Origin of the sequence: Streptomyces sp. NPDC012510, from assembly GCF_042955065.1 — a bacterium.
In the GTDB taxonomy this organism is placed as follows: Bacteria; Actinomycetota; Actinomycetes; order Streptomycetales; family Streptomycetaceae; genus Streptomyces.
On the sequence record NZ_JBIBEN010000009.1, the window covers coordinates 177,967 to 199,281 of the forward strand.

Sequence of the window (21,315 nt, forward strand, 5' to 3'; positions counted from 1 at the left end):
CGAACGCGTCCTCGTCGCTGTAACCGAAGGTCGCCAGCCGGGCCTCGCCGGACTCCACGACCTCCTGGGCCAGCTCGAACACCGCGCCCTCCACACAGCCGCCGGACACACTGCCCACGACCTCGTCGCCGGGTCCGACCGCCATGGCCGCCCCCGGTCCCCGCGGTGCGCTCCGGCTCACCGCGACGACCGTGGCGAGACCGAAGGGGGAGCCGACCGCATACCACTCGCCGAGCGTCGGGAGGATCTCACGCATGGCCCGCTCCTCTCGTCACCACCGCCGGACGCTCCGGGGCGGCGCTCTGTGCCGCTGACCAGCCCGGCCGCGCACCCCGCACCGCCCCGTCCATCCAAGTACGAGGGTCGGCGCCCGGCACACCGACAATCAGACCGCGCAGGTGGCCGACCCGGTACGTGAACACCCACTGAAATGATGATCGGGGCCCCGTTCGGGTGGTCTCCGCCGTCCTTCCGCGCAAGGTGCCCTGCCAGACACGGCCTCGGTAGTGGAATGGCCCCTCAGTGCTCCTGAGTCCGAGCGAGTCCGAGCACCCACTGTCACATCTGGGAGGATGCATGCCCTCTGCCACTGCCCGCAGCGCCGCCACCCTCGGCGTGCTGGCCGCCGCTTTCACCCTGTCGTTCTCCGCGTCGGCCGTGGCCGACGTCGGCGACGAGGACATCGTGCGGATCAAGCTCATCGGCGTCCCCACATCGGATACCGCCCCCGACTACCCCGTGCCGGGTGACAGCTGGACCACCTACCTGCACCTGTACGACGCCAAGCACAAGTTCGTGGGCGACGGCGGCGTGCGGTGCACAGCCGTCGAAGCCGACCGGCACCGGCTGACCGCGCAGTGCACGCGAGTGCTGCGCCTGAAGGGTGGGGAGATCACCCTCCACGACATGATCAGCCGTGAGGGCCACCGGCCGGTCACGGCCAAGACCTCCATCTCGGGCGGGACGGGCATCTACAACGATGCCGAGGGGGAGGGCTACATCACCCAGGAAAAGCACCGGGTCGTCTTCGACCTCCACGTCGATGACTGATCGGCACACAGCCGCCGACGCCGCGTCGGCCGTTCCGCCGCCCGAGTGCACCCTGTTCGACCTGGAGGTTCCGTGATCACATCGGCTGTCCGCGGGGTGGTCGTCACCGCCCTCGCCACCACGTTCGCCCTGATTCCGACGCTGGCGCAAGCCGAGCAGAAGGACCAGGACAACGACATCGAGAAGGTCGAACTCGTCGGCTTCAACCGAGTCGCCACCTGGCCGTCCTCGCACGGCGTGCACAGGGACAACTGGACGACCCCACTGGATCTCTACACCAAGCACCCGTCCAAGTACGGCAGGTCGGTGCTGCGTCACGCCGGTGACGGTGAGTCGGAGTGCGCCGTCGTCAGGGCGGAGGGCCGCGAGGTGACGGCGCAGTGCACTCGGACGCTGCGCCTGAAGAAGGGGACCCTGACCCTCAGCGACATGATCAACTACCGTCCTTTCGTGCCCGTGACGGCCAAGACCGCCATCATCGGCGGCACCGGTCACTACCGCTCCGCCTATGGAGACGGCTACATCACCCTGGACGGCCACCGCACACACTTCGTGCTCAACGTGGACGAGTGACGCGGGGCGACACCGGTGCGGGGCACGTCGTGCGCGTCCCCCGCACCGGTGTCGCTTCGGCTGTCCTCAGTCGTTCACGCCGGAGGTCTTCTCGATGAGCCGGGTGAAGACGATGAGTGCCCCGAGAGCGGGCAGCAGGCCGGCCAGCGTCCACAGCACACAGAAGCCCGCCGTCGCACTGACCGTCATGAGCAGCAGGGGCGGCGCGTCCTCGGAGATCCCGGCCATCACCAGGAGAAAGACGATGGACAGGATCCCCATGGCGATGATGGTGAAGAAGGGCCACAGGTAGTTGACGACGGGCAGGAGCCGGGCATTTCTCGCCTTGCGCAGGAAGGTGTTGTCGCAGGCGCGGGTGATCATCGCCAGGACGGCGAAGACGGACCCGATGATGACACCCACCATGGAGACCGCGACGCCCAGCACCTCGTCCATCGGCAGGTCGTCGTCATGACCGATCCAGGCGCCCCCGAGTCCGCCGAACGTCGCCGCCAGCGGTTCCCCCCACCACCAGCTCCTCAGGCTCACGTGCACGAGCCTCATGAACTCCTTGAAGTACTTGTTCCCTGTGGTACGCCCCGCGGGCTCCTCAGGGGACAAGTCGATGTCTGTCCGCGGTTCTGTGCTCATGCAAGCCCCACCCGCTGGTGGTCAGTCTCGCCGAGCCCTTCACCTGCGGCTCAGCCTCTGTCGCATCACTTCGTCACGGGCCGGGCAGGAGGTCGTCACCGCCCTTCCTGCGTCTTTCCGCCTCTATCGCCGCCTCGTACCTGCCCATGTCCCGTATCGCGTCGTACAGCGACGCGCAGCGCTCGTTCCGGGAATCCGACCGGGTCTCCGCTTCCGGGACCTTGAGGCGATCGAGACGGGTCAGGGCGCTTTTCGGGTCGAAATCACGAGTGCCTGGTTCTTGTTCGCGAAGTCCGTGAAGAGAGCTGTCCACCGCTCGTACCACCTTTCATGTACACCGGACGGCGCACTGGAACAACGAGGCTGAAACTGCGCTCAACCATAGGCCGGTTCCGTCGGCAGGGCCCTTCGTGGTGACGTTCGGGTGAACATCGACCAATACCCCGCCGAGCACCGGCGGCTGACTCCGTCGTCGGCGGGCCGGGGCACGGCGGCGGGCCCCTCGCCACCACCGTGCCCGAACGGCCCATGGGTCCCGCGCTCGACGACGCAAGGCCCCGTACGGTCGCGCCAGGGCAAGAAATCGGACGTGACGGGTGAACTGTGGTGAGAAAACGGGTACTTACTCGTGCGTCAGATGCTATTGACGGTCCGCCTGCCCATTGGGACGGTAGTGCACATGTCGAATGTGGCGGACATGTCAAGATTGCGCACTCGTCTGCTCGGTGTCCTGGTACTCGTCACCGGCTTCCTGACCACGGCGGGCCCCACCCAGCCCGCCTCCGCTCTCACTGACGAACTCTGGTTCGACTCGCAGGCCGCGGCCACCCTCACCGTCGAGGGCGGCCGCTTCAAGGACGGACTCGGCCGCGAGGTCGTCCTGCGCGGCTACAACGTCTCGGGCGAGACGAAGCTCAAGGAGAACAACGGCCTGCCCTTCGCCTCGGTCGCCGACGCGAAGAAGTCGGCGACCGCGCTGAGGGCGCTCGGCGGCGGCAACTCCGTCCGCTTCCTGCTGTCCTGGGCGTACGCGGAACCGGTACGCGGGCAGGTGGACACCACCTACCTCGCTGCGGCCACCGCACAGATGGGCGCCTTCCTGGACGCCGGGATCCGCGTCTACCCCGACTTCCACCAGGACCTCTACTCCCGCTGGCTGTTCGACTCGGACAGTTGGTACACCGGTGACGGTGCCCCCAAGTGGGCCGTCGACCTCGGCGACTACCCCGACGAGTACTGCGGGATCTGCCCGTTCTGGGGCCAGAACATCACCTCCAACGCGGCCGTGACGAAGTCGACGTACGACTTCTGGCACAACGCTCACGGGCTCCAGGACTCCTTCCTGGCCACGGCGCAGAAGACGATGGCGTACGTGAAGTCCAACCTCACCGCCGCCCAGTTCCAGGGCGTCGTCGGCTTCGACCCGTGGAACGAGCCGCATCCCGGCGTCCTCGACTCCGGCCAGACCTCCAGGGCCTGGGAGAAGGACCTCCTGTGGCCGTTCTACGTCAAGTTCCGCGCCCGGATGGACGCGGCGGGCTGGCAGTCCAAGCCGGCCTTCGTCGAGCCGAACCTCTTCTGGAACGCCAACCTCGACTTCCAGCGGCAGGAGGGCGGACTCCTCGACGCGGGCACGATCGGACCGCGCTACGTCTTCAACACCCACTTCTACGACCAGAAGGCGATCTCCGGCGTCTTCATGTGGGGCAAGGCGGAGAACGGCCGGTACTCGGCCGACTTCGGGACCGTGCGTGACCGCGCCACGGCGGGCGGGACGACGGCGATCATCAGTGAGTTCGGCCACCCGCTCGCCGGTTCGGTCTCCGACAAGGCACCCACTGTCTACAAGGCCATGTACCAGGCGCTCGACTCCCGGGTGAAGGGTGTCGACTGGTGGACGAACCCTGCCGGCTCCGGTCCGGTTCTCTCCGGCTCCCAGTGGCAGTGGGACATCTACAACGGCCGCCATCACGAGCTCATGAACGACAACCCCGACAAGGTGCAGGAAGAGGGCGACGGCTGGAACGACGAGGACCTGTCGGCCGTGCGCCTCGACGACTCCGGTACGGCCGTGCTCCGTCAGGACGCCAGGATGCTGGACCGGATCTACCCCAGCGCCACGGCGGGCAGCGCGGTCGCCTTCACCTACGAGGACCGCTCGCGCGACGGCTCCACCACGCTGACGTGGAACCCGGTGCCCAGCTCACTGCCGAACGTCTCCGCGCTCGTCGGCTCGGGCCAGTACGCCCTGTTGGTCTGGCGCTCGGACGGCAGCACCGAACCGACCGAGCTGCACCTCCCGGCGTCCTTTCCCACGGCCTCCACCACGGTGGTGTCCGACCTCGGGGTGACGGCGACGCCGCCGGCGTACACCACGTCCACGCCGATCGCCGCCGCGAAGGAACCGGGCGGCACCGGCAGCCGGCGGCTGCTGCTCACCGCCCCCGACTCGGGCAAGCTCCACTACGCCCTGGTCACCAACGGCGCGACAGCCCCGCCCGCCGCGCGACTGAGCGCGGCACGGACGGAGCTGTCGGGGTGGCTGGCCGCTGAGTTCAGTTAGCGGAAGGTCCGGTCCAGTCGGCGGGCACCTTCGCCAGACGCACCCGCTGGGGGTGGTCGCCGACCGGCACGGACACGGTCTTCTTTCCGGTGGCGAAGTCGATCGCCGTGACCTGGTCGGCGCCGCTCTCGGAGACCACGCAGGACTTGCCGTCACCGCTGACGGTCGACCAGTACGGCTTGGAGACGGGGACCAGCGGACCCTCCTGGAGGGTCGCGCGGTCCACGACGGTCGCGTAGTCGTCCATCGTGCCCGCGATGCACAGCTTGCTGCCGTCGGGCTTCATCGTCAGGCCGTGGTGGCGCGAGTCGTTGACGAAGGTGGTGCGGTCGTCACTGACCCCCGGGGACTTCGGCAGGGCCTTGGTGCGGGTGATCTTGTCGGTGGCGATGTCGTACTCGAAGAAGCCGTTGAAGAACGACACCTGGAAGTACAGCTTGGTCTCGTCGGGCGAGAACGCCGCCGGTCGGACCGCGTCCGAGTAGTCGCCGAGGCCGATCGCGTTGAGCCGGTCCCGCATGTCGATCACCTTGACCTGCTGGAAGGTGTTCGCGTCGGCGACCGTGATCCTCCGGTCGCCCTTCGTCCAGTCCAGCCAGGGCGCGTCGGTCTGGGTGTTCACGTCGCCGATCGCCATGTTCCAGATGTACTTGCCGTCACTGGTGAAGATGTTCTCGTGCGGCTTGTCGCCGGTCTTGAACGAACCGAGCTGCTTGCCGGTGACGATGTCCAGGACATGCACGGTGTTGCCGGTCGACGCGGACACGGCGACGCGCTTGCCGTCGGGGGAGACGGCCATGTGGTCGGAGCGGTAACCCGACACGGGGAAACGCCAGTTGATGGCACCGGTCCTGACGTTGATGGAGACCACGTCGGCGAAGCTCGGCCGGGAGACCACCATCGAGGACCCGTCCGGGGTGGAGTACATGTCGTCCACGAACTGGTCGTGGCCCTCACCCACGCTGTTGCGGATCGTCATGAACGCGATCCACCGGATCGGATCGGCGTTGATCTCCGCCATCCGCTGGTCCTTGTCCGGGATGACGTTGATCCGGCCGATCTTGGCGAAGTCGCCGGAGGACCTGATGACGTCCGCGGTGCCCTCCCAGTTGTTTCCCACGAACATCACCTCCCGGAGGTCGGCCGCCGCGGTCGCCGGGGTGGCGGTCGCGGCGGCGGACGCGGTCAGCGCGAGCGCGGCGGCGACGGCACCCAGGTGCCGGCCTCTGCGACGGCGGGGGGCGGGGGAGAGGGGCATGTCGGTTCCTCCTGCGGGGGGAGTCTGAACACGGCAGTGTTCAGAGCAGACTTACTGGAAAGTAAGGAACTGGCGTGCTTCTCCACAAGAGCAGGGACACGACAAAATCGACCGACGGCCGAACCCGGTCGTCGTGATGCGTGGATTTGGTGGGAGGAGAAGCGTGGCGGGCAGGATGAGACAGCCCACCGGCCGTTACGGGGGCAGAACCGCGCTGGAGCGCCGGGCCGAGCGCCGTGCCCGCTTCCTCGACGCGGGCCTCCGGCTCTTCGGCGACAGCCCCGGCTTCCGGGGGACCACGATCGCGGCGCTGAGCGAGGCCGCCGGACTGTCGACCCGTCAGTTCTACGAGGAGTTCCACAGCCTGGAGGAGGTGCTCGCCGCCCTCCACCTCCAGGTCAACGACTGGGCGGAGGAGGCCGCGCTGACCGGCCTCGCCGCGGCCGAGGGACAGCCGATCGCCGAGCGTGCCACCGCCGCGTTCCGCGCCTACGCCGCCGATGTCACCGGTGACCCGCGCCGACTGCGGATCACCTTCACCGAGATCGTCGGCGTCAGCCCTCGGCTGGAGCGCCAGCGCCTCGAACGCCGCGCCCGCTGGATCGACTTCATCTGCGCCGAGGCCGCCGCTGCCGCCGACCGCGGCGAGGCCGTCGACCGCGACTACCGCATCGCCGCCACCGCCTTCATCGGCAGCGTCAACGGCCTCCTCCACGACTGGCAGGCCGGCTGGGTCGACGCCCCCCTCGACGAGGTCGTCGACGAACTGGTCGGACTGCTGCTCGGGATACTGCGACCGCCGGGTTGGCGACCGGAGGGGCAGGGAGGGACGGTTCGATAGCGCCCCGCGAACCCGACCCGACCCGGCAACCTGTGTGCCTCGGACACCGCCCCGTGTCGCCCGCCCTGTCGGGCACCCGCAGGGGCGGGGGCGTTTCGTGTCCGGCCGCTGTGGGTTGTGGGTGGTGCCGGGAGAGGCTGCTGCGGCAGCCGTCGTGGCTGGTCGCCTGAGTGAGGGGACGGCTTGCGTTCGGCTGTCCTCGTGGCTGTCGCGTGCGGTGGCTGGACGGGGGCGGATGTCGTGGTCGGTTGCCCGGGGCGGGGCGGGCCGAACCGTGTTCGGCCTCGCGCGCCACGCCCGATGCCTGACGCCCGATGCCTGACGCCTGACGCCCGACGCCCGACGCGCGTCAGGTGCGCCGGCGCCTCGACCGGCCGCCGGACCCGTCCCGATGTCGGCCCGGCGACTCGGCCGTGGTCTCAGCCCGCCAGCCGGTCCACCGCCGTCAACACCGGCTTCACCCCGTCCTCCGTGCGCAGTTCCTCGGCCAGGGCCCGTGCGCGACGGCCGTACGACGGGTCGTCGGTCGCCCGGCGCAGCGCGGTCGTCAACGCCTCGGCCTTGAAGCCACGCAGCGGTACGGCCCCCGGAGACACCCCGAGGGCCGCGAGGCGGGCGGCCCAGAAGGCCTCGTCGAACTGGACGGGGACCGGTACGGCCGGGACGCCGGCGCGCAGTCCGGCCGCCGTGGTGCCCGCGCCCGCGTGGTGGACGACGGCCGCCATCCTCGGGAAGAGCAGGGAGTGCGGCACCTCGCCGATCGTGACCATGTCGTCGCCCTCGCCGCGCAGTTCGCCCCAGCCGCGCTGGATGACCCCACGCAGCCCTGCCGCCCGCAGGGCCCGTACGACCTCGGCGCTCATCCGCTCGGGGTCGGGCACGGTCGCGCTGCCCAGACCCACGAAGACCGGGGGCGGCCCGGCGTCGAGGAAGTCCAGCAGCGGGGCGGGCAGCCGGCCCTCGCGGTCGTATGGCCACCAGTAACCGGTGATGTCCAGCCCCGCCCGCCAGTCCCGGGGGCGGGGCACCACCCGAGGACTGAAACCGTGGAACACCGGCCAGCCCAGCCGCTCACGGGTGCGGCGGGCCCTCACCCGGCCGGTGCGCGGCAGCCCGTACTCGGCGCGCAGCCTCCGCACCTCCTCCGTGAAGATCCACTCGACGGCCAGGTTCACCGCGTGGCCCGTCGCCCGGTTGACGGCCGGACCCCAGGAGCGGGCCCCTGTCATCGGCGGCGCGAACTCCCTTGTGGGCGCCAGGGGTTGGAGGTTCACTCCGAGGCTGGGGAGCGACAGTCCCTGGCCGATGGTGTGGCCGAGCGGTGCGAGGGTGCCGGCCACGAGCAGGACGTCACTGGCGCGGGCGGCGGACACCATGTCGCCGGCCATCCGTCCCACCAGACGCCGGGCCATCTCCACGGCCCGGTACAGCTTCCCGGCCCCGGTGGCGCTCCGGTGCAGCCCCTGGCCGCGCTCCGACTCCAGTTCCTCCCGCGGGTCCACGGGCATGGAGTGGAAGGCGACCCCGGAACCCCCCACCAGAGGCTCGAACCGGGCGTGCGTCACCAGGGTGACCTCGTGCCCGGCCCGCACCAGCCCGTGTCCCAGTCCGGTGTACGGGGCCACGTCGCCCCGGGAACCCGCCGTTATGATCGCTACCCGCACGCCCGTCAGTATGGCGTCGCGAGCGCACCCTCACTGGGGGACCGGACGGTGATGACCCGAATGAGCCCCTGTTCGAAGGTCGCTGTCCGAAACCGCCCACGCGGCTTCGACGCGGCGGAGGTGGGCCACCTCGGCTCCGGTCACGACCCGTCGTCGACAGCGGCGCGTAGGATGGCCGGCCGGTGCGGCGGGGGAGCGGAGCGGTGGCGTACGCGCGGAAAGAGATCCTTGAGGGGCTGGCCCACAACAAGGCGACGACGCATGACGTCCTGTTGCGGCTGCTGCACCCAAAGGCCGCGGATGCCTGGAAGTGGCTGTTTTTCCGGTCCGCGCTGCCCGTCGTCGTCGTCGACGCGCTGGTCACGCACCCCGACTGGCGGATGCGGGCGGAGTTCGCCCGGAGCCAGGCGGCCGCACCGGCCGACCGGGCACGGCTCGTGGACGACCCGGTGCGCGAGGTGCGCCTGGAACTGGCCCGCGGTCCACAGCCGTACCGGCGGATGACCGACCCCCTGCCGGACGAGACGTACGCACGGCTGCTGTCCACCCCTGACCGGGTCGTGCGCGAGACGGCCGCCCGCTCGCCGAACATCCCCGACCGGATCCTGGCCGGGTACCCCGGTCACGAGGATCCCCGGGTGCGCGCGGCGGTGTGCCGGGCCTGGGACACCCTGGCGCCGGCGGCCCGCGAGGCCCTGCTCGCCGATCCCGATGCCGAGGTGCGCCGGGCGGCGGCGCGCCGGGCCTGCCGCACCGACGCGGCGTTCACCGGCGAGGTGTTCGCAACCGTCGAGCGCCGCGAACGCCTGGACGTCCTCGCGGAGGCCCGGCTGCCCCGCGCCATCGCCGAACGCCTCATGGATCTCGACGACCCGGACGAGAGAGAGGCGCTGGCGGGGAACCCGTCGCTGCCGCCCGACCTGGTGGCACGGCTCGCCACGGACCCCGCCCACGATGTACGGCGGGCGGTCTCGGCACGCCCCGAACTGACCGAGGCACAGCGGGCGGAGGTGGACTACGAGGTCAGGGGCTCGGACGCGGTGCGGCCGCTCGGCTGGGTCCTGGCACTCGACGGCGCCTCTGACACCCTTCGGACCTGTGCGACCTCCGCGCACCGGTGGTTGCGCCGCAGTGCCGCCACGCACCCCGCGCTCCCGGCCGACCTGGTCGAACTGCTCGCGGACGACGAGGATTTCGTGGTCCGGCTGATGATCTGCGAACACCAGCCCGGCGCACCGGCGGGCGCACTGCTGCGGACAGTCCTGGAGTGGGACGGCCGCTCCTGCCACGACATGCTGCGGTTGCCGCAGTTCCCCAGGAAGGGCCTCGTCCGTTACGCACACCACTCCGAGCCGTTCCTTCGTCGGCTCGCGGTGCACGACCCCGACGCCTCACCGGAAGTCGTCGAACGCCTCAGTCACGACGAGGCGGTAGGGGCGCGGATGGCGGCCGCGGTGGATCCCCGCCTCCCGTACACCAGGATCGACGAGCTGCTGCGGGACCCGGTCATGGCCTGGCCGGCGGCCTCCAACCCCGCGCTCCCCACGGCGGAGATGCACCGGCTCCTGGACGAACTGGGCGTCCCCGCCTGAGCGTCGGGTGAACGGCCGAGGGCGATAGGGCCCGGCCACCCCGCGTCCACAGGTGCTACTCGTCCTACGCGCTACTCGTCCTACAGGTGCTGCTCGTCCGGCTTGTCCTGCACGTGCTATGCGTCCTGCTCGTCCCAGGCCTGGACCGTCGTCTGGTCGACGATCTTGCCGTCGCGCAAGGAGATCATCGAGCTCGCCAGGACCCGTACGCCGTCGGGGTACTCGCAGGACTCGGTGAGGGCGACCTGGTCGCCCTGGAGGACGCACTGCTCGACCTTGTGGGTCATGTCCCGGCCGCAGACGTCCTCCAGCATCGCGGCGATCTCGGCCCGGCCGTGCATGACCTTGGGGTGGCTGGGCTGGCTGTTGCGGTCCACGACGCGCATCTCGGCGTCGTCCGCGTAGAGCGACAGCAGTGTCGCCGCGTTCGCTTCCTCCGTGCCCCGGCGCAGCGCTTCGGTGTCGAAGGCGGGGCTCGCCGTGGTGCCCATGGGGGACCTCCTTCGCAGATCGCGGCCCGGCGAGGGACGGGCCGCGCAAGGTCTTTCCTCCGAGGCTCCTCCGCCCCCGGGACCCCGGCAAGTGCGGCCGGGGTGTGCGCCTCACGGGTGAGCGGCCGTGACCGTCCGGGACCGGCGACCGTTGCTGAAGGCATGATCTCAACTCGACGTATCGTCGCCGCCGTGGGTCTCGCCGTCGGCGTCACCGGTCTGGCCGCACCGATGGCGAACGCGGACGCCACGGCGGAGGCGACCAAGCTCAGCCCGATGGCCACGCTCGACTCACTCACGGTCGGCGACCTCCCCGAGGAGCACAGGGCCGCCGTCCCGCGCCCCTCGCAGCAGTTGAAGAGCCTCAGCCAGGTCCGCGAGTTGAACCGGCTGAGCGAGCTGCACCAGATCACCGACATGGCGGCGCCCGCCGTCGGCCTGCTGGGCGCCATCGACCGGTGACGTCGGCCGTCCGGACCGAGAGCCCCGTCGCGCGAGCAGCGCGGTGGGGCTCTTGACATTCTCGGGCGGCTGGGCAGAGCATCACGGAACGGTAACGTGAATGGAATTTCACACTACGAACGAAACCTGAGCGATCATTCTCGATCACGTACCGTCGTCAATACGTACCCCGAGGAAGCCGCACCATGGCCATAATCCGTGACCTGCTGATAGGCGGCAAGGACGTGCCCGCCACGTCCGGCCGCACCGCCGAGGACCTCGACCCGTACACGGGGGAGGTGTACGCGACGGTCGCCGCGGCGGGACCGGAGGACGTCCGGCGGGCCGTGGACGCCGCCGACGCCGCATTCGACGAGTGGGCGGCGCTGGCTCCCTTCGCCCGGCGCGCGATCTTCTTCAAGGCCGCCGACCTGCTGGAGGGGCGGGGTGACCAGGTCGCCGACATCATGGCCCGGGAGGCGGGCGGCACCCGCCCGTGGGCGTACTTCAACGTGGCGCTCGCGGCGAACATCCTGCGCGAGGCGGCGGCGGCCATCACCGCGCCGCGCGGCGAGGTCCTCAGCAGCCAGAAGGAGGGTGCGCTGAGCCTCGCGGTGCGTGAACCCCTGGGCGTGGTCGCCGCGTTCGCGCCGTGGAACGCGCCGGTCATCCTCGGCGTACGGGCCGTCGCCGCACCGCTGGCGGCCGGCAACACCGTCGTGGTCAAGCCCAGCGAGGACGCGCCGATCGCCTGCGGGCTGCTGGTCGCGGACGTGTTCCGGGAGGCGGGGCTGCCCGACGGCGTCCTCAACGTGGTCACCAACGCCCCCCAGGACGCGGCCGAGATCGCCGATGCGCTGATCTCCGACGAGCGGGTGCGCGCGGTGAACTTCACCGGCTCCACCGGCGTCGGCCGCATCATCGGTGAGCTGGCGGCCCGTCATCTCAAGCCCGCCGTACTGGAGTTGGGCGGCAAGAACTCCGTCATCGTGCTCGACGACGCCGACCTGGACTACGCGGTCGACGCCGTCACCTTCAGTGTCTTCATGAACGCCGGGCAGATCTGCATGTCCGGTGACCGCATCCTCGTGCACGAGTCGCTGGCCGAGGAGTTCGCGCAGAAGTTCACCGCCAAGGTCGCCGGCCTCCAGGCCGGTGACCCCAACCACCCGCACACCGTGGTCGGTCCGCTCGTCAGCGCCGACTCCGCCCAGCGGATCGCGGCGCTCGTCAAGGACGCCGTCGCCAAGGGCGCCACGGTGCTCACCGGGGGCGGACAGCCGGAGGGCGCGGTGCACCCGGCGACCGTGCTGACCGACGTCCCCAAGGACGCCGACCTCTACTACACGGAGTCCTTCGGCCCGCTCTGCGTGCTGGAGACCTTCGCCTCCGACGACACCGCCGTGGCCGTCGCCAACGACACCGACAACGGCCTGAGCTGCGGCATCATCACCGAGAACGCCACGCACGGACTGGCCGTCGCCCGCCGGATCCGCACCGGCATCGTGCACGTCAACGACCAGTCGGTGGCCGATGAACCGATGGCTCCCTTCGGCGGAGTGAAGGCCTCCGGCTACGGGCGCTTCGGTGGCCGCTGGGGCATCGAGGCCTTCTCCAACACCCGCTGGGTGACCGTCGCCGGCCGGCAGGCGCACTTCCCCTTCTGACGACACCGGCCAGAGTCCCGTCCGAGCCCCCGTTCGGCCGGGACCCCCGGGGTCCATGGCCCCGGCTGACCGGCCGTCGCGAGGAACCGGGTGGCCGCCAACGCCGCGTAGAGCGGGTCGGCGGCCACCGGTTCGCGATGGGTGCCGACCGCGCGGACCCGGCGGGCGCCCTCCGGTTCCGGGCCCCCGGCGAGCACGGTCGGCGTCCCGCCGGTCCCGCCGTCGCCGAGGTCAGCGTGATGATCACCAGACTCGCGGTGGCCGCCGCTCCTGGACCGAAACCGAGCAGATGGACCAACGCCGGCACCGCGAGGACACTCCCCCCGCCGCCCAACGCCCCGAGCGACAGCTCGACCACGCCCCCGGCGAGCAGGGCGAGAACGAGAGCGGTCATGTGGCGGGAGCACCGGTGGGCGCGGGGTGCGCGAGGGTCGGGTGCCACGTCAGGGGGGAGAGAGACCCGGGCGACCCGGCCGCCGGGGCGGAGGGGCCCGCAGGCGACGCCGCTGCCGATTCGACGCGGGGTAGTGCTGCCTCGGCCTGCGGCCCGGCGCCGGCGTCTGTGAAGGTCTCCACGGTGTCGCCGTCGTGCACCGGAACCCGCTGGTAGGCGACCCGTGCCCCAGCGGGTACCAGATAGGCGGCGCCGGTCAACCGGGCGAGCTCGAGGCCGCCGGTGAGGTAGTCGTTGTCGACATGAGTCTCGACGACCGCCGGCGATCTTTTCGGACACGGCTCCGCCCGCATCAAAGGCCCTACCCGCTGGTCGGTCCGTAGGGTGACCCTGGGCGGGCGACCGCCCTCTCGGATCGACGGAAAGGTTCACCATGGCGCAGGAAGTACGCGGTGTGATCGCACCGGGCAAGAACGAACCGGTGCGGATCGAGACCATCGTCGTACCGGATCCGGGGCCGGGGGAGGCCGTGGTGCAGGTGCAGGCGTGCGGGGTGTGCCACACCGATCTGCACTACAAGCAGGGCGGCATCAACGACGACTTCCCCTTCCTGCTCGGACATGAGGCCGCCGGTGTGGTGGAGTCGGTCGGCGCGGGTGTCACGGACATCGCCCCAGGTGACTTCGTCATCCTCAACTGGCGTGCCGTGTGCGGAAACTGTCGGGCCTGTCGACGCGGCCGCCCCTGGTACTGCTTCGCCACGCACAACGCCGGCCAGAAGATGACACTCGCCTCCACCGGTCAGGAGCTGTCGCCCGCGCTCGGCATCGGCGCCTTCGCGGACAAGACGCTCGTCGCCGCCGGCCAGTGCACCAAGGTCGACCCGGCCGCCGCCCCCGCGGTCGCCGGACTGCTGGGTTGCGGTGTGATGGCGGGCATCGGCGCCGCGATCAACACCGGCAACGTGGGCCGGGGCGACAGCGTCGCGGTCATCGGCTGCGGCGGCGTAGGGGACGCGGCCATCGCAGGGTCCCGGCTGGCCGGCGCCGAGAAGATCATCGCCGTGGACATCGACGACCGGAAGCTGACCACCGCCAAGAGCATCGGCGCCACGCACACCGTCAACTCCAAGGACACCGACCCCGTCGAGGCGATCCGTGAGCTGACGGGCGGCTTCGGCGCCGACGTCGTCATCGAGGCGGTCGGCCGCCCCGAGACGTACAAGCAGGCGTTCTACGCCCGTGATCTGGCCGGGACGGTCGTCCTCGTCGGCGTCCCCACCCCGGAGATGACACTGGAACTCCCGCTCCTCGACGTCTTCGGCCGAGGCGGCGCACTGAAGTCCTCCTGGTACGGCGACTGCCTGCCCGACCGCGACTTCCCCATGCTGATCAACCTCTACCTCCAGGGCCGCCTGGACCTGGAGGCCTTCGTCACCGAGACCATCGCACTGAACGACGTGGAGAAGGCCTTCGAGCGGATGCACGGCGGCGACGTCCTGCGCTCGGTGGTGGTCCTCTGATGGCGGCCCGCATCGAACACCTCGTCACCTCCGGCCAGTTCACCCTGGACGGCGGCACCTGGGACGTCGACAACAACGTCTGGCTCGTCGGCGACGACCACGAGGTCGTCGTCATCGACGCCGCCCACGACGCCGACGCCATCGCCGAGGCCGTCGGCGACCGCCGACTGTCCGCCATCGTGTGCACGCACGCCCACAACGACCACATCGACGCCGCGCCCGCACTGGCCGAGCGCTCCGGCGCGCCGATCTGGCTGCACCCGGACGACCTGCCCCTGTGGAAGCAGACCCACCCGGACCGGCTGCCCGACCACTGGCTGGCCGACGGGCAGATCATCGAGGCCGCCGGCGCCGACCTGCGAGTCCTGCACACCCCCGGGCACGCGCCGGGCGCCGTGTGCCTGTACGGCCCGGGTCTCGGCACCGTCTTCACCGGTGACACCCTCTTCGCCGGCGGCCCGGGCGCCACCGGCCGCTCCTTCTCCCACTTCCCGACCATCATCGACTCCATTCGCGACCGCCTCCTGGCGCTCCCCCCGGACACGGTCGTCCGCACGGGTCACGGCGACAGCACGACGATCGGAGCCGAGGCCCCGCACCTTCAGGAGTGGATCGCGCGCGGTCACTGACCACGGACGGCCACCCCGGGGCCCGGCTGCCGAGAAGGCATGGCAGCCGGGCCCCGGCATCCGCGCTCGTAAGGGGCACGTGGAACTGCGCGAGCAACCACACCCGACCCGCAGACGAAAGAAATGAGGAGCCCCCTGAAAAAGGCGACACAGGATGTCCGGCTTCCACGAAAGCCTCGTGTCGCGGGCGCCGACACACACCCGGCGCCCGCCAAGGTGGCACCCCACGCACAGGAGGTCGGACATGACACACCCCCAGCACACCACCCCGCCGCTGCACGGAAAGATCGCCCTGGTCGCGGGAGCAACGCGCGGAGCGGGCCGCGGGATCGCCGTAGAACTGGGGGCGGCCGGAGCCACGGTCTATGTGACCGGCCGAAGTACGCGCGAGCGCCGCTCCGAGTACGACCGCCCGGAGACCCTGGAGGACACCGCCGACCTGGTCACGGAGGCGGGCGGCGAGGGCATCGCCGTACCCACCGACCATCTCGAAGCGGCACAGGTCCGCGCCCTGGTGGACCGGATCGCCGAGGAGCAGGGCCGGCTCGACGTGCTGGTCAACGACATCTGGGGTGGCGAGAAGCTCTTCGAGTGGGAGTCCCCGGTATGGGAGCACGACCTCGACAACGGTCTGCGGCTGCTCCGCCTCGCCGTGGAGACCCACGCGATCACCAACCACTTCGCGCTGCCCCTGCTGCTGCGGCACCCCGGCGGCCTGGTGGTGGAGATGACCGACGGCACGGCCGAGTACAACGGGGCCCACTACCGGAGCACCTTCTTCTACGACCTCGCCAAGGCGTCCGTCCTGCGGATGGCGTTCGCCCTCGCCCATGAACTCGGCCCGCGCGGTGCCACGGCCGTCGCTCTCACCCCCGGCTGGCTCCGCTCGGAGATGATGCTCGACGGGTACGGAGTCACCGAGGACAACTGGCGCGACGCCCTCGACCGCGTCCCCCACTTCGCCATCTCGGAGACCCCCCGCTATGTCGGCCGGGCGGTCGCCGCCCTCGCCGCCGACCCCGAAGTCGCCCGTTTCAACGGCGACTCCCTCTCCAGCGGTTCCCTCGCCCGCACCTACGGCTTCACCGACCTCGACGGCACCCGGCCGGACGCCTGGCGCTACATCGTCGAGGTCCAGGACGCGGGCAAGCCGGCGGACACGACCGGTTACCGCTGACCCGTGCTCATGGGCGGTTCGCCGGTGGGCGGTGGGATCGTGATCGCCGTCACCGGCAGCCGCCAACGTCATCCTGGCCGGCGCGTTCCGCTGCTTGTGCGGGCCCTGCCGCATCCGGTGGCCCCGGCACCATGGAGGGGATGTGGAATGAGAGGGGCGGAGGAGAGTGAATACTCGCTCCGTCATGAACACGATCACCGAAGGCGATGATGCGCCTTTATGCCTCGCTCGCGCATGTACTTCCGGGAATTACCGGTGGTCACCCGGTCGTCGCGCTCGACAGAAGGCGCCAAGCCGGGTGAAGCCGTCATAGCCGTATGATACGGACACCTTGAAAAACTTCGTTGACATTTGAACGTGGCGCCGGATCTTCGCGTATTCGTCGGCGTGAGCAGGAATCCCGTTACCGTCACCGTCGCGTACCACGTGGTGCCGGGGCGCGAGGCCGACTTCCACTCATGGGGGTGGGCCGTGCTGCGTACGAGTGCGCAGCAGCCGGGCTTTCTGGGGGGCGGCGTACTCGTCGACGGAGAGGCGGAATGGCATGTGGTCTACCGTTTCGACAGCGAAGATTCGGCCCGGACCTGGGAGAACTCCGTGGTCTGGGCGCAGTGGTCGGCCCGTGCCGATGGACTGGCCCAGGAGACGGGCCGCCATAGCATCACGGGTTCCAAGGCCTGGTTCGACTCCCAGACCTCCCGGGCGCCGACGCCGGCCGCACCTCCGGGGCCACCCCCGAAATGGAAACTGTGGTTAGTGAATATGAGCGCGGTCTTCCCGCCCGTGCTCCTGTTCAACCTGGCGATACTTCCCTATCTCAACGACCTGAATCCGCTTTTTCGTACACTTCTGCTGTGTCTGTCCGTGACGGCCATCGTCACCTGGATTCTCATGCCGAGACTCCAGCGATTCCTGAAGAAATGGCTGTATCCGCCGCTTCAGGCGCTGCGCGGCCGGCACAAACGACGGACCGCCTAGGTCCGAGAACGATCAGAGGGGGGTGGGCGGGTGAAAACCTTGCTCATCGACAATTATGACTCCTACACGTACAACCTGTTCCAGTTGATCGCCGAGGTCAACGGCGAGGAGCCTGTTGTCGTGCTCAATGACGCCCCGGCCGACGGCATTCCGGAGCTGCGGGAATTCGACAATGTGGTGGTGTCGCCCGGACCGGGCCACCCCTGCGAGTCGCGCGACTTCGGCATCGCCGCCCAGGTGATCGCCGGGGCCACGATCCCCGTGCTGGGCGTCTGCCTCGGTCACCAGGGCATCGCGGCGGGCGAGCGGGCCGAGGTCGAGGCCGCCCCGTGGCCCCGCCACGGTCATCTCTCCACGGTCCGACACGACGGCCGCGACCTGTTCCGGGGGCTGCCCCAGAACTTCACCGTCGTCCGCTACCACTCGCTGTCCGTGCGCGAGCCGCTGCCGCCGACCCTGGAGGCCACCGCGTGGTCCGAGGACGGTGTCCTCATGGGCCTGCGCCACCGTGAACGGCCGCTGTGGGGCGTCCAGTTCCACCCCGAGTCCATCCTCACGGACCACGGCCACCGACTGCTGGCCAACTTCCGCGACCTCACGGCGGAACGCTCGGGCAGCCCGCGTACGACGACCACCGCGGTCACCTCCGGCCCCCATGCGGAGGACACCGCGGTCACTTCCGCCGCACGTACGAAGGACACCGCGGTCACCCCTCTCTCCGGCGCGATACCCCGTCCCCGGCGGGCCCCTGGACCGGCCTACCGGCTGCACACCCGCCGTGTCGCCGGCGCCGTCGACCCCGAGGCCGCCTTCACCCGCATGTACGCCGACGCGCGACACGCCTTCTGGCTGGACAGCTCCCGCGTCGAGCCGGGGCTGGCGCGCTTCTCGTTCTTCGGCGACGGCAGCGGTCCGCTCGCGGAGTTCGTCCGCTACGACGTCGACAGCGGCCTCTGCGAGATCGAGCGGGACGGGCGGCCCACCCGCAAGGTCCAGGCGAGCGTCTTCGACTATCTGAAGCGGCAGCTGGCGAGCCGCAAGGTCGACGCGACCGGCCTGCCCTTCGACTTCACCGGCGGCTACGTCGGCTACTTCGGCTATGAACTCAAGGCCGACTGCGGTTCCGAGAACCGGCACAAGGCCGAAACCCCGGACGCCTGCTGGCTGTTCGCGGACCGGCTGATCGCCGTGGACCACGAGGAGGGCTTCACCTACGCCGTCTGCCTGGCCGAGGACACCCCGGCGGCATCCCGCGAGGCCGGCGACTGGCTCGACACCGCACTGGCCCAGCTCACCTTCGTCTCCTCCGCCGCCACCGTCCCCCTCCGGCCGGGCACACCGCCCTACCCGCGTGCCGCCGAGCCCTGGCTCGTCCGCGACCGTGCCACCTACCTCGCCGACATCGAGGCCTGCAAGGCGGAACTGCACGCGGGCACGAGCTACGAGGTCTGTCTGACCGACGCCGTCCGGTTACCCGCGCCGTATGACCCCTACGACTTCTACCGGGCGCTGCGCAGGCTCAACCCGGCCCCGTACGCCGCCTTCCTCAGGTTCGGCGACCTCGACATCGCGGGCTCCTCCCCCGAACGCTTCCTGCGCATCACCCGGGACGGCGTCGCCGAGGCCAAACCCATCAAGGGCACCGCACCCCGGGGCGCCACCCCCGAGGAGGACGACCGGCTGCGTGACGCACTGGCCGCGGACGCCAAGACCCGCGCCGAGAACCTGATGATCGTGGACCTTCTCCGCAACGACCTCGGCCGGGTCTCGCGCACCGGCTCCGTGCAGGTCACGCGGCTGATGGCCACCGAGACGTACGCCACCGTGCACCAACTGGTCTCCACCGTGGAGGGCAGACTGCGCGACGGCACCGACGCCGTCGACTGCGTCCGGGCCTGCTTCCCGGGCGGATCGATGACCGGCGCGCCCAAGCTGCGCACGATGGAGATCATCGACTCGCTGGAGACCGAGGCACGGGGCGTGTACTCCGGGGCGCTCGGCTACCTCGGGTGCAGCGGCGGGGCGGACCTCGACATCGTCATCCGGACCGCCGTGTTCCAGGGCGGCCGGATGCATCTGGGCGCGGGCGGTGCCATCGTCCTCGACTCCGATCCGGCCGCCGAGTACGACGAGATGCTGCTGAAGACCGCGGCACTGATGCGGGCCCACCGGGAACACGCCTCCGCTCCGGCCGTCACCGAGGAGCCCACGCGATGACGATCACCACGACGTCCCAGCCCACCCGGCTCCCGGCCGACGCCGGCGCTCCCGGCAACCTCGCGGCCCATCTCGCCGCCCTGGCCGACCGACGCGGCTGGGCCGACCGCCCCGCCTTCCACCAGGGCCACCGGGCCCACTCCCACGGCGAGATCCACGACCTCGCCGCCCGCGCCGCCACCGTCCTCGCCGATCACGGCGTCCGCCCCGGCGACCGCGTTCTGCTCGCCCTCCCGGACTCCGTCACCTGGGTCACCACCTTCCTCGCCCTCGCCCGCCTCGGCGCGGTGGCGGTCCTGGTCAACCCCGAACTCACCCCACTGGATCTCCAGTTCATGGCAGAGGACACGGAGGCGGTCCTCTGGGTGACCGGGCCAGGGCTGGACAGCTACATCCCGGCGCCCCGCAAGGGACGCGGGGCCACGACGCACGCGGCTCCGCCCAGCCCGTGCGACCAGCCACGAACGGCCCGCGCCGGGAAACCGGCCGGACCGACGCCACGCCTGGGTTCCGACCAACTGACCGCACTGAGCGCCACAGCCACCCCCCGGACCACCGCCCACCCCGTCGACGCCCACACCCCCCTCTACATCCAGTACACCTCCGGCACGACCGGCCACCCGAAGGGCGTCGTCCACGTCCACGGCGACCCCAAGACGTACCACGACCTCATCGGCCGCCGACTGCTTCGCATCACCCCGGACGACGTCACCCTCTCCGTCTCCCGGCTGTACTTCGCCTACGGCTTCGGCAACGCCCTGGTCTTCCCGCTCTTCTCCGGCTCCTCCGCCGTCCTCTCCGACCGTCGTCCCACCCCGGCCGCCGTGGACGAACTCGTCGCCCGGCACCGCGTGACCCTCCTCTACTCGGTGCCCTCGGCGTACGCCGCCCTCGTCGCCGACCGGGCCGGCGGCGGCCACGAGGGCTGCTTCGCCTCGGTGCGCGCGGCGGTGTCGGCCGGTGAGGGCATGCCCGCCGGACTCGGCAAGCAGGTCACCGAACTGCTCGGCGCTCCCGTCCTGGAGCAGATCGGCTCCACCGAGGCCGGGCACGCCTTCTGCGCCAACGGCTTCGACCACAACCACCCCGGCACGGTCGGCCGCCCCGTCCCCGGCTTCGAGGTCGAACTCCGCGACCGCGCGGGCGGCCCGGTGCCGGAGGGCGGGACGGGCGAACTCTGGGTGCGGGGCCCGACGGTCACCCCCGGCTACCTCAACCGGCCCGAGGAGACCGAGCGCACACTCGTCGGCGGCTGGCTCAACACCAGGGACCGGGCCCGCCGTGAACCGGACGGTACCTACCGCCACCTCGGCCGGGCGGACGACATGGAGATGGTCGGGGGCATCACCGTCTCCCCGCTGGAGGTGGAGGCCCTGCTGCGCACCCACCCCGGCGTCCGGGACGTCGCCGTGGCGGCCGTCACCGACGAACGCGGCGCCAGCAGGCTGCGGGCCTTCGTCATCCCCGTCCCGCCCATCGGGGTGGGCCTGGAGGCCGAACTGATCTGCATGGCCCGCGACAACCTCGCCGCCTTCAAGGTCCCCCGCAGCGTCAGCTTCGTGCCCACGCTGCCCCGTACCGCGACCGGCAAGCTCCGCCGGCACCTCGTCCGCCAAGGGGCGTGGTGA

At 70.6% G+C, this 21,315-nt stretch carries 17 protein-coding genes and 3 pseudogenes; 13 read left to right on the forward strand and 7 right to left on the reverse strand.

The window, feature by feature from the left end:
- Positions 1-34: 34 nt before the first annotated feature.
- A pseudogene (locus tag ACFY9I_RS19025) lies at positions 35-256 on the reverse strand (XdhC family protein); the annotation flags it as partial.
- 320 nt (positions 257-576) lie between these two features.
- Between ACFY9I_RS19025 and ACFY9I_RS19030 the strand changes: the two are divergent.
- Positions 577-1,050 (forward strand): hypothetical protein, encoded by a 474-nt coding sequence (locus ACFY9I_RS19030; RefSeq protein ID WP_391002981.1) that lies wholly within the window; start codon positions 577-579, stop codon positions 1,048-1,050.
- 72 nt (positions 1,051-1,122) lie between these two features.
- Entirely contained in the window at positions 1,123-1,623 is a 501-nt protein-coding gene (locus tag ACFY9I_RS19035) for a hypothetical protein (RefSeq protein WP_391002983.1), read from the forward strand.
- A gap of 66 nt (positions 1,624-1,689) precedes the next feature.
- Here ACFY9I_RS19035 and ACFY9I_RS19040 read toward each other — a convergent pair whose 3' ends face one another.
- Positions 1,690-2,166: a hypothetical protein gene (locus tag ACFY9I_RS19040; RefSeq protein WP_391002985.1), complete on the reverse strand. Its 477-nt coding sequence runs from the start codon at positions 2,164-2,166 to the stop codon at positions 1,690-1,692.
- A 784-nt stretch (positions 2,167-2,950) separates the two neighbouring features.
- Between ACFY9I_RS19040 and ACFY9I_RS19045 the strand changes: the two genes are divergently transcribed.
- Complete coding sequence (locus ACFY9I_RS19045) at positions 2,951-4,816, forward strand: cellulase family glycosylhydrolase (protein ID WP_391002987.1); 1,866 nt, start codon at positions 2,951-2,953, stop codon at positions 4,814-4,816.
- Here the strand turns inward: ACFY9I_RS19045 and ACFY9I_RS19050 are convergent.
- Positions 4,809-6,074 (reverse strand): YncE family protein, encoded by a 1,266-nt coding sequence (locus ACFY9I_RS19050; protein WP_391002989.1) that lies wholly within the window; start codon positions 6,072-6,074, stop codon positions 4,809-4,811. The genes ACFY9I_RS19045 and ACFY9I_RS19050 overlap by 8 nt on opposite strands.
- A 163-nt stretch (positions 6,075-6,237) precedes the next feature.
- On the opposite strand from ACFY9I_RS19050, the gene ACFY9I_RS19055 reads away from it, so the two are divergent.
- Entirely contained in the window at positions 6,238-6,915 is a 678-nt protein-coding gene (locus ACFY9I_RS19055; protein ID WP_391002991.1) for a TetR family transcriptional regulator, read from the forward strand.
- A 419-nt stretch (positions 6,916-7,334) separates the two neighbouring features.
- On the opposite strand, the gene ACFY9I_RS19060 is transcribed toward ACFY9I_RS19055, so the two are convergent.
- Positions 7,335-8,579, reverse strand: a complete 1,245-nt coding sequence (locus ACFY9I_RS19060) for a nucleotide disphospho-sugar-binding domain-containing protein (RefSeq protein ID WP_391002993.1) — start codon at positions 8,577-8,579, stop codon at positions 7,335-7,337.
- 203 nt (positions 8,580-8,782) lie between these two features.
- On the opposite strand from ACFY9I_RS19060, the gene ACFY9I_RS19065 reads away from it, so the two are divergent.
- Positions 8,783-10,171, forward strand: a complete 1,389-nt coding sequence (locus tag ACFY9I_RS19065; RefSeq protein WP_391002994.1) for a hypothetical protein — start codon at positions 8,783-8,785, stop codon at positions 10,169-10,171.
- A 116-nt stretch (positions 10,172-10,287) separates the two neighbouring features.
- On the opposite strand, the gene ACFY9I_RS19070 is transcribed toward ACFY9I_RS19065, so the two are convergent.
- The gene (locus tag ACFY9I_RS19070; protein ID WP_391002996.1) at positions 10,288-10,662 is read right to left on the reverse strand and encodes a nuclear transport factor 2 family protein; all 375 of its coding nucleotides are present in this window, start codon (positions 10,660-10,662) and stop codon (positions 10,288-10,290) included.
- Positions 10,663-10,824: 162 nt separating this feature from the next.
- Between ACFY9I_RS19070 and ACFY9I_RS19075 the strand changes: the two genes are divergently transcribed.
- Both ACFY9I_RS19075 and ACFY9I_RS19080 read left to right on the forward strand, forming a co-directional pair.
- Positions 10,825-11,124, forward strand: a complete 300-nt coding sequence (locus ACFY9I_RS19075) for a hypothetical protein (protein WP_391002998.1) — start codon at positions 10,825-10,827, stop codon at positions 11,122-11,124.
- Between the two features lie 185 nt (positions 11,125-11,309).
- Positions 11,310-12,770: an aldehyde dehydrogenase family protein gene (locus tag ACFY9I_RS19080; RefSeq protein ID WP_391003000.1), complete on the forward strand. Its 1,461-nt coding sequence runs from the start codon at positions 11,310-11,312 to the stop codon at positions 12,768-12,770.
- A gap of 217 nt (positions 12,771-12,987) precedes the next feature.
- On the opposite strand, the pseudogene ACFY9I_RS19085 reads toward ACFY9I_RS19080, so the two are convergent.
- Both ACFY9I_RS19085 and ACFY9I_RS19090 read right to left on the reverse strand, forming a co-directional pair.
- A pseudogene (locus ACFY9I_RS19085) lies at positions 12,988-13,164 on the reverse strand (sulfite exporter TauE/SafE family protein); the annotation flags it as partial.
- 176 nt (positions 13,165-13,340) lie between these two features.
- Positions 13,341-13,481, reverse strand: a pseudogene (locus ACFY9I_RS19090) (MBL fold metallo-hydrolase); the annotation flags it as partial.
- 116 nt (positions 13,482-13,597) lie between these two features.
- Here ACFY9I_RS19090 and ACFY9I_RS19095 point away from each other — a divergent pair.
- The 6 genes from ACFY9I_RS19095 (at position 13,598) to ACFY9I_RS19120 (ending at position 21,315) form a co-directional block, all read left to right on the forward strand.
- The gene (locus ACFY9I_RS19095) at positions 13,598-14,686 is read left to right on the forward strand and encodes an S-(hydroxymethyl)mycothiol dehydrogenase (RefSeq protein ID WP_391003002.1); all 1,089 of its coding nucleotides are present in this window, start codon (positions 13,598-13,600) and stop codon (positions 14,684-14,686) included.
- Positions 14,686-15,315 carry an MBL fold metallo-hydrolase gene (locus tag ACFY9I_RS19100; protein WP_391003004.1) on the forward strand — a complete coding sequence of 210 codons (630 nt, stop codon included), beginning with the start codon at positions 14,686-14,688 and terminating at the stop codon, positions 15,313-15,315. Before ACFY9I_RS19095 ends, ACFY9I_RS19100 begins: the two co-directional genes overlap by 1 nt.
- Positions 15,316-15,559: 244 nt before the next feature.
- On the forward strand, positions 15,560-16,492 hold the full coding sequence (locus tag ACFY9I_RS19105; protein ID WP_391003006.1) for an SDR family oxidoreductase: 933 nt from the start codon (positions 15,560-15,562) through the stop codon (positions 16,490-16,492).
- A gap of 351 nt (positions 16,493-16,843) precedes the next feature.
- Positions 16,844-17,470 (forward strand): antibiotic biosynthesis monooxygenase, encoded by a 627-nt coding sequence (locus ACFY9I_RS19110; protein WP_391003008.1) that lies wholly within the window; start codon positions 16,844-16,846, stop codon positions 17,468-17,470.
- A 30-nt stretch (positions 17,471-17,500) separates the two neighbouring features.
- A complete protein-coding gene (pabB, locus tag ACFY9I_RS19115; RefSeq protein ID WP_391003010.1) occupies positions 17,501-19,687 on the forward strand; it encodes an aminodeoxychorismate synthase component I in 2,187 nt (728 codons plus the stop codon).
- A complete protein-coding gene (locus ACFY9I_RS19120) occupies positions 19,684-21,315 on the forward strand; it encodes a benzoate-CoA ligase family protein (protein ID WP_391003012.1) in 1,632 nt (543 codons plus the stop codon). The genes pabB and ACFY9I_RS19120 overlap by 4 nt, the downstream gene beginning before the upstream one ends.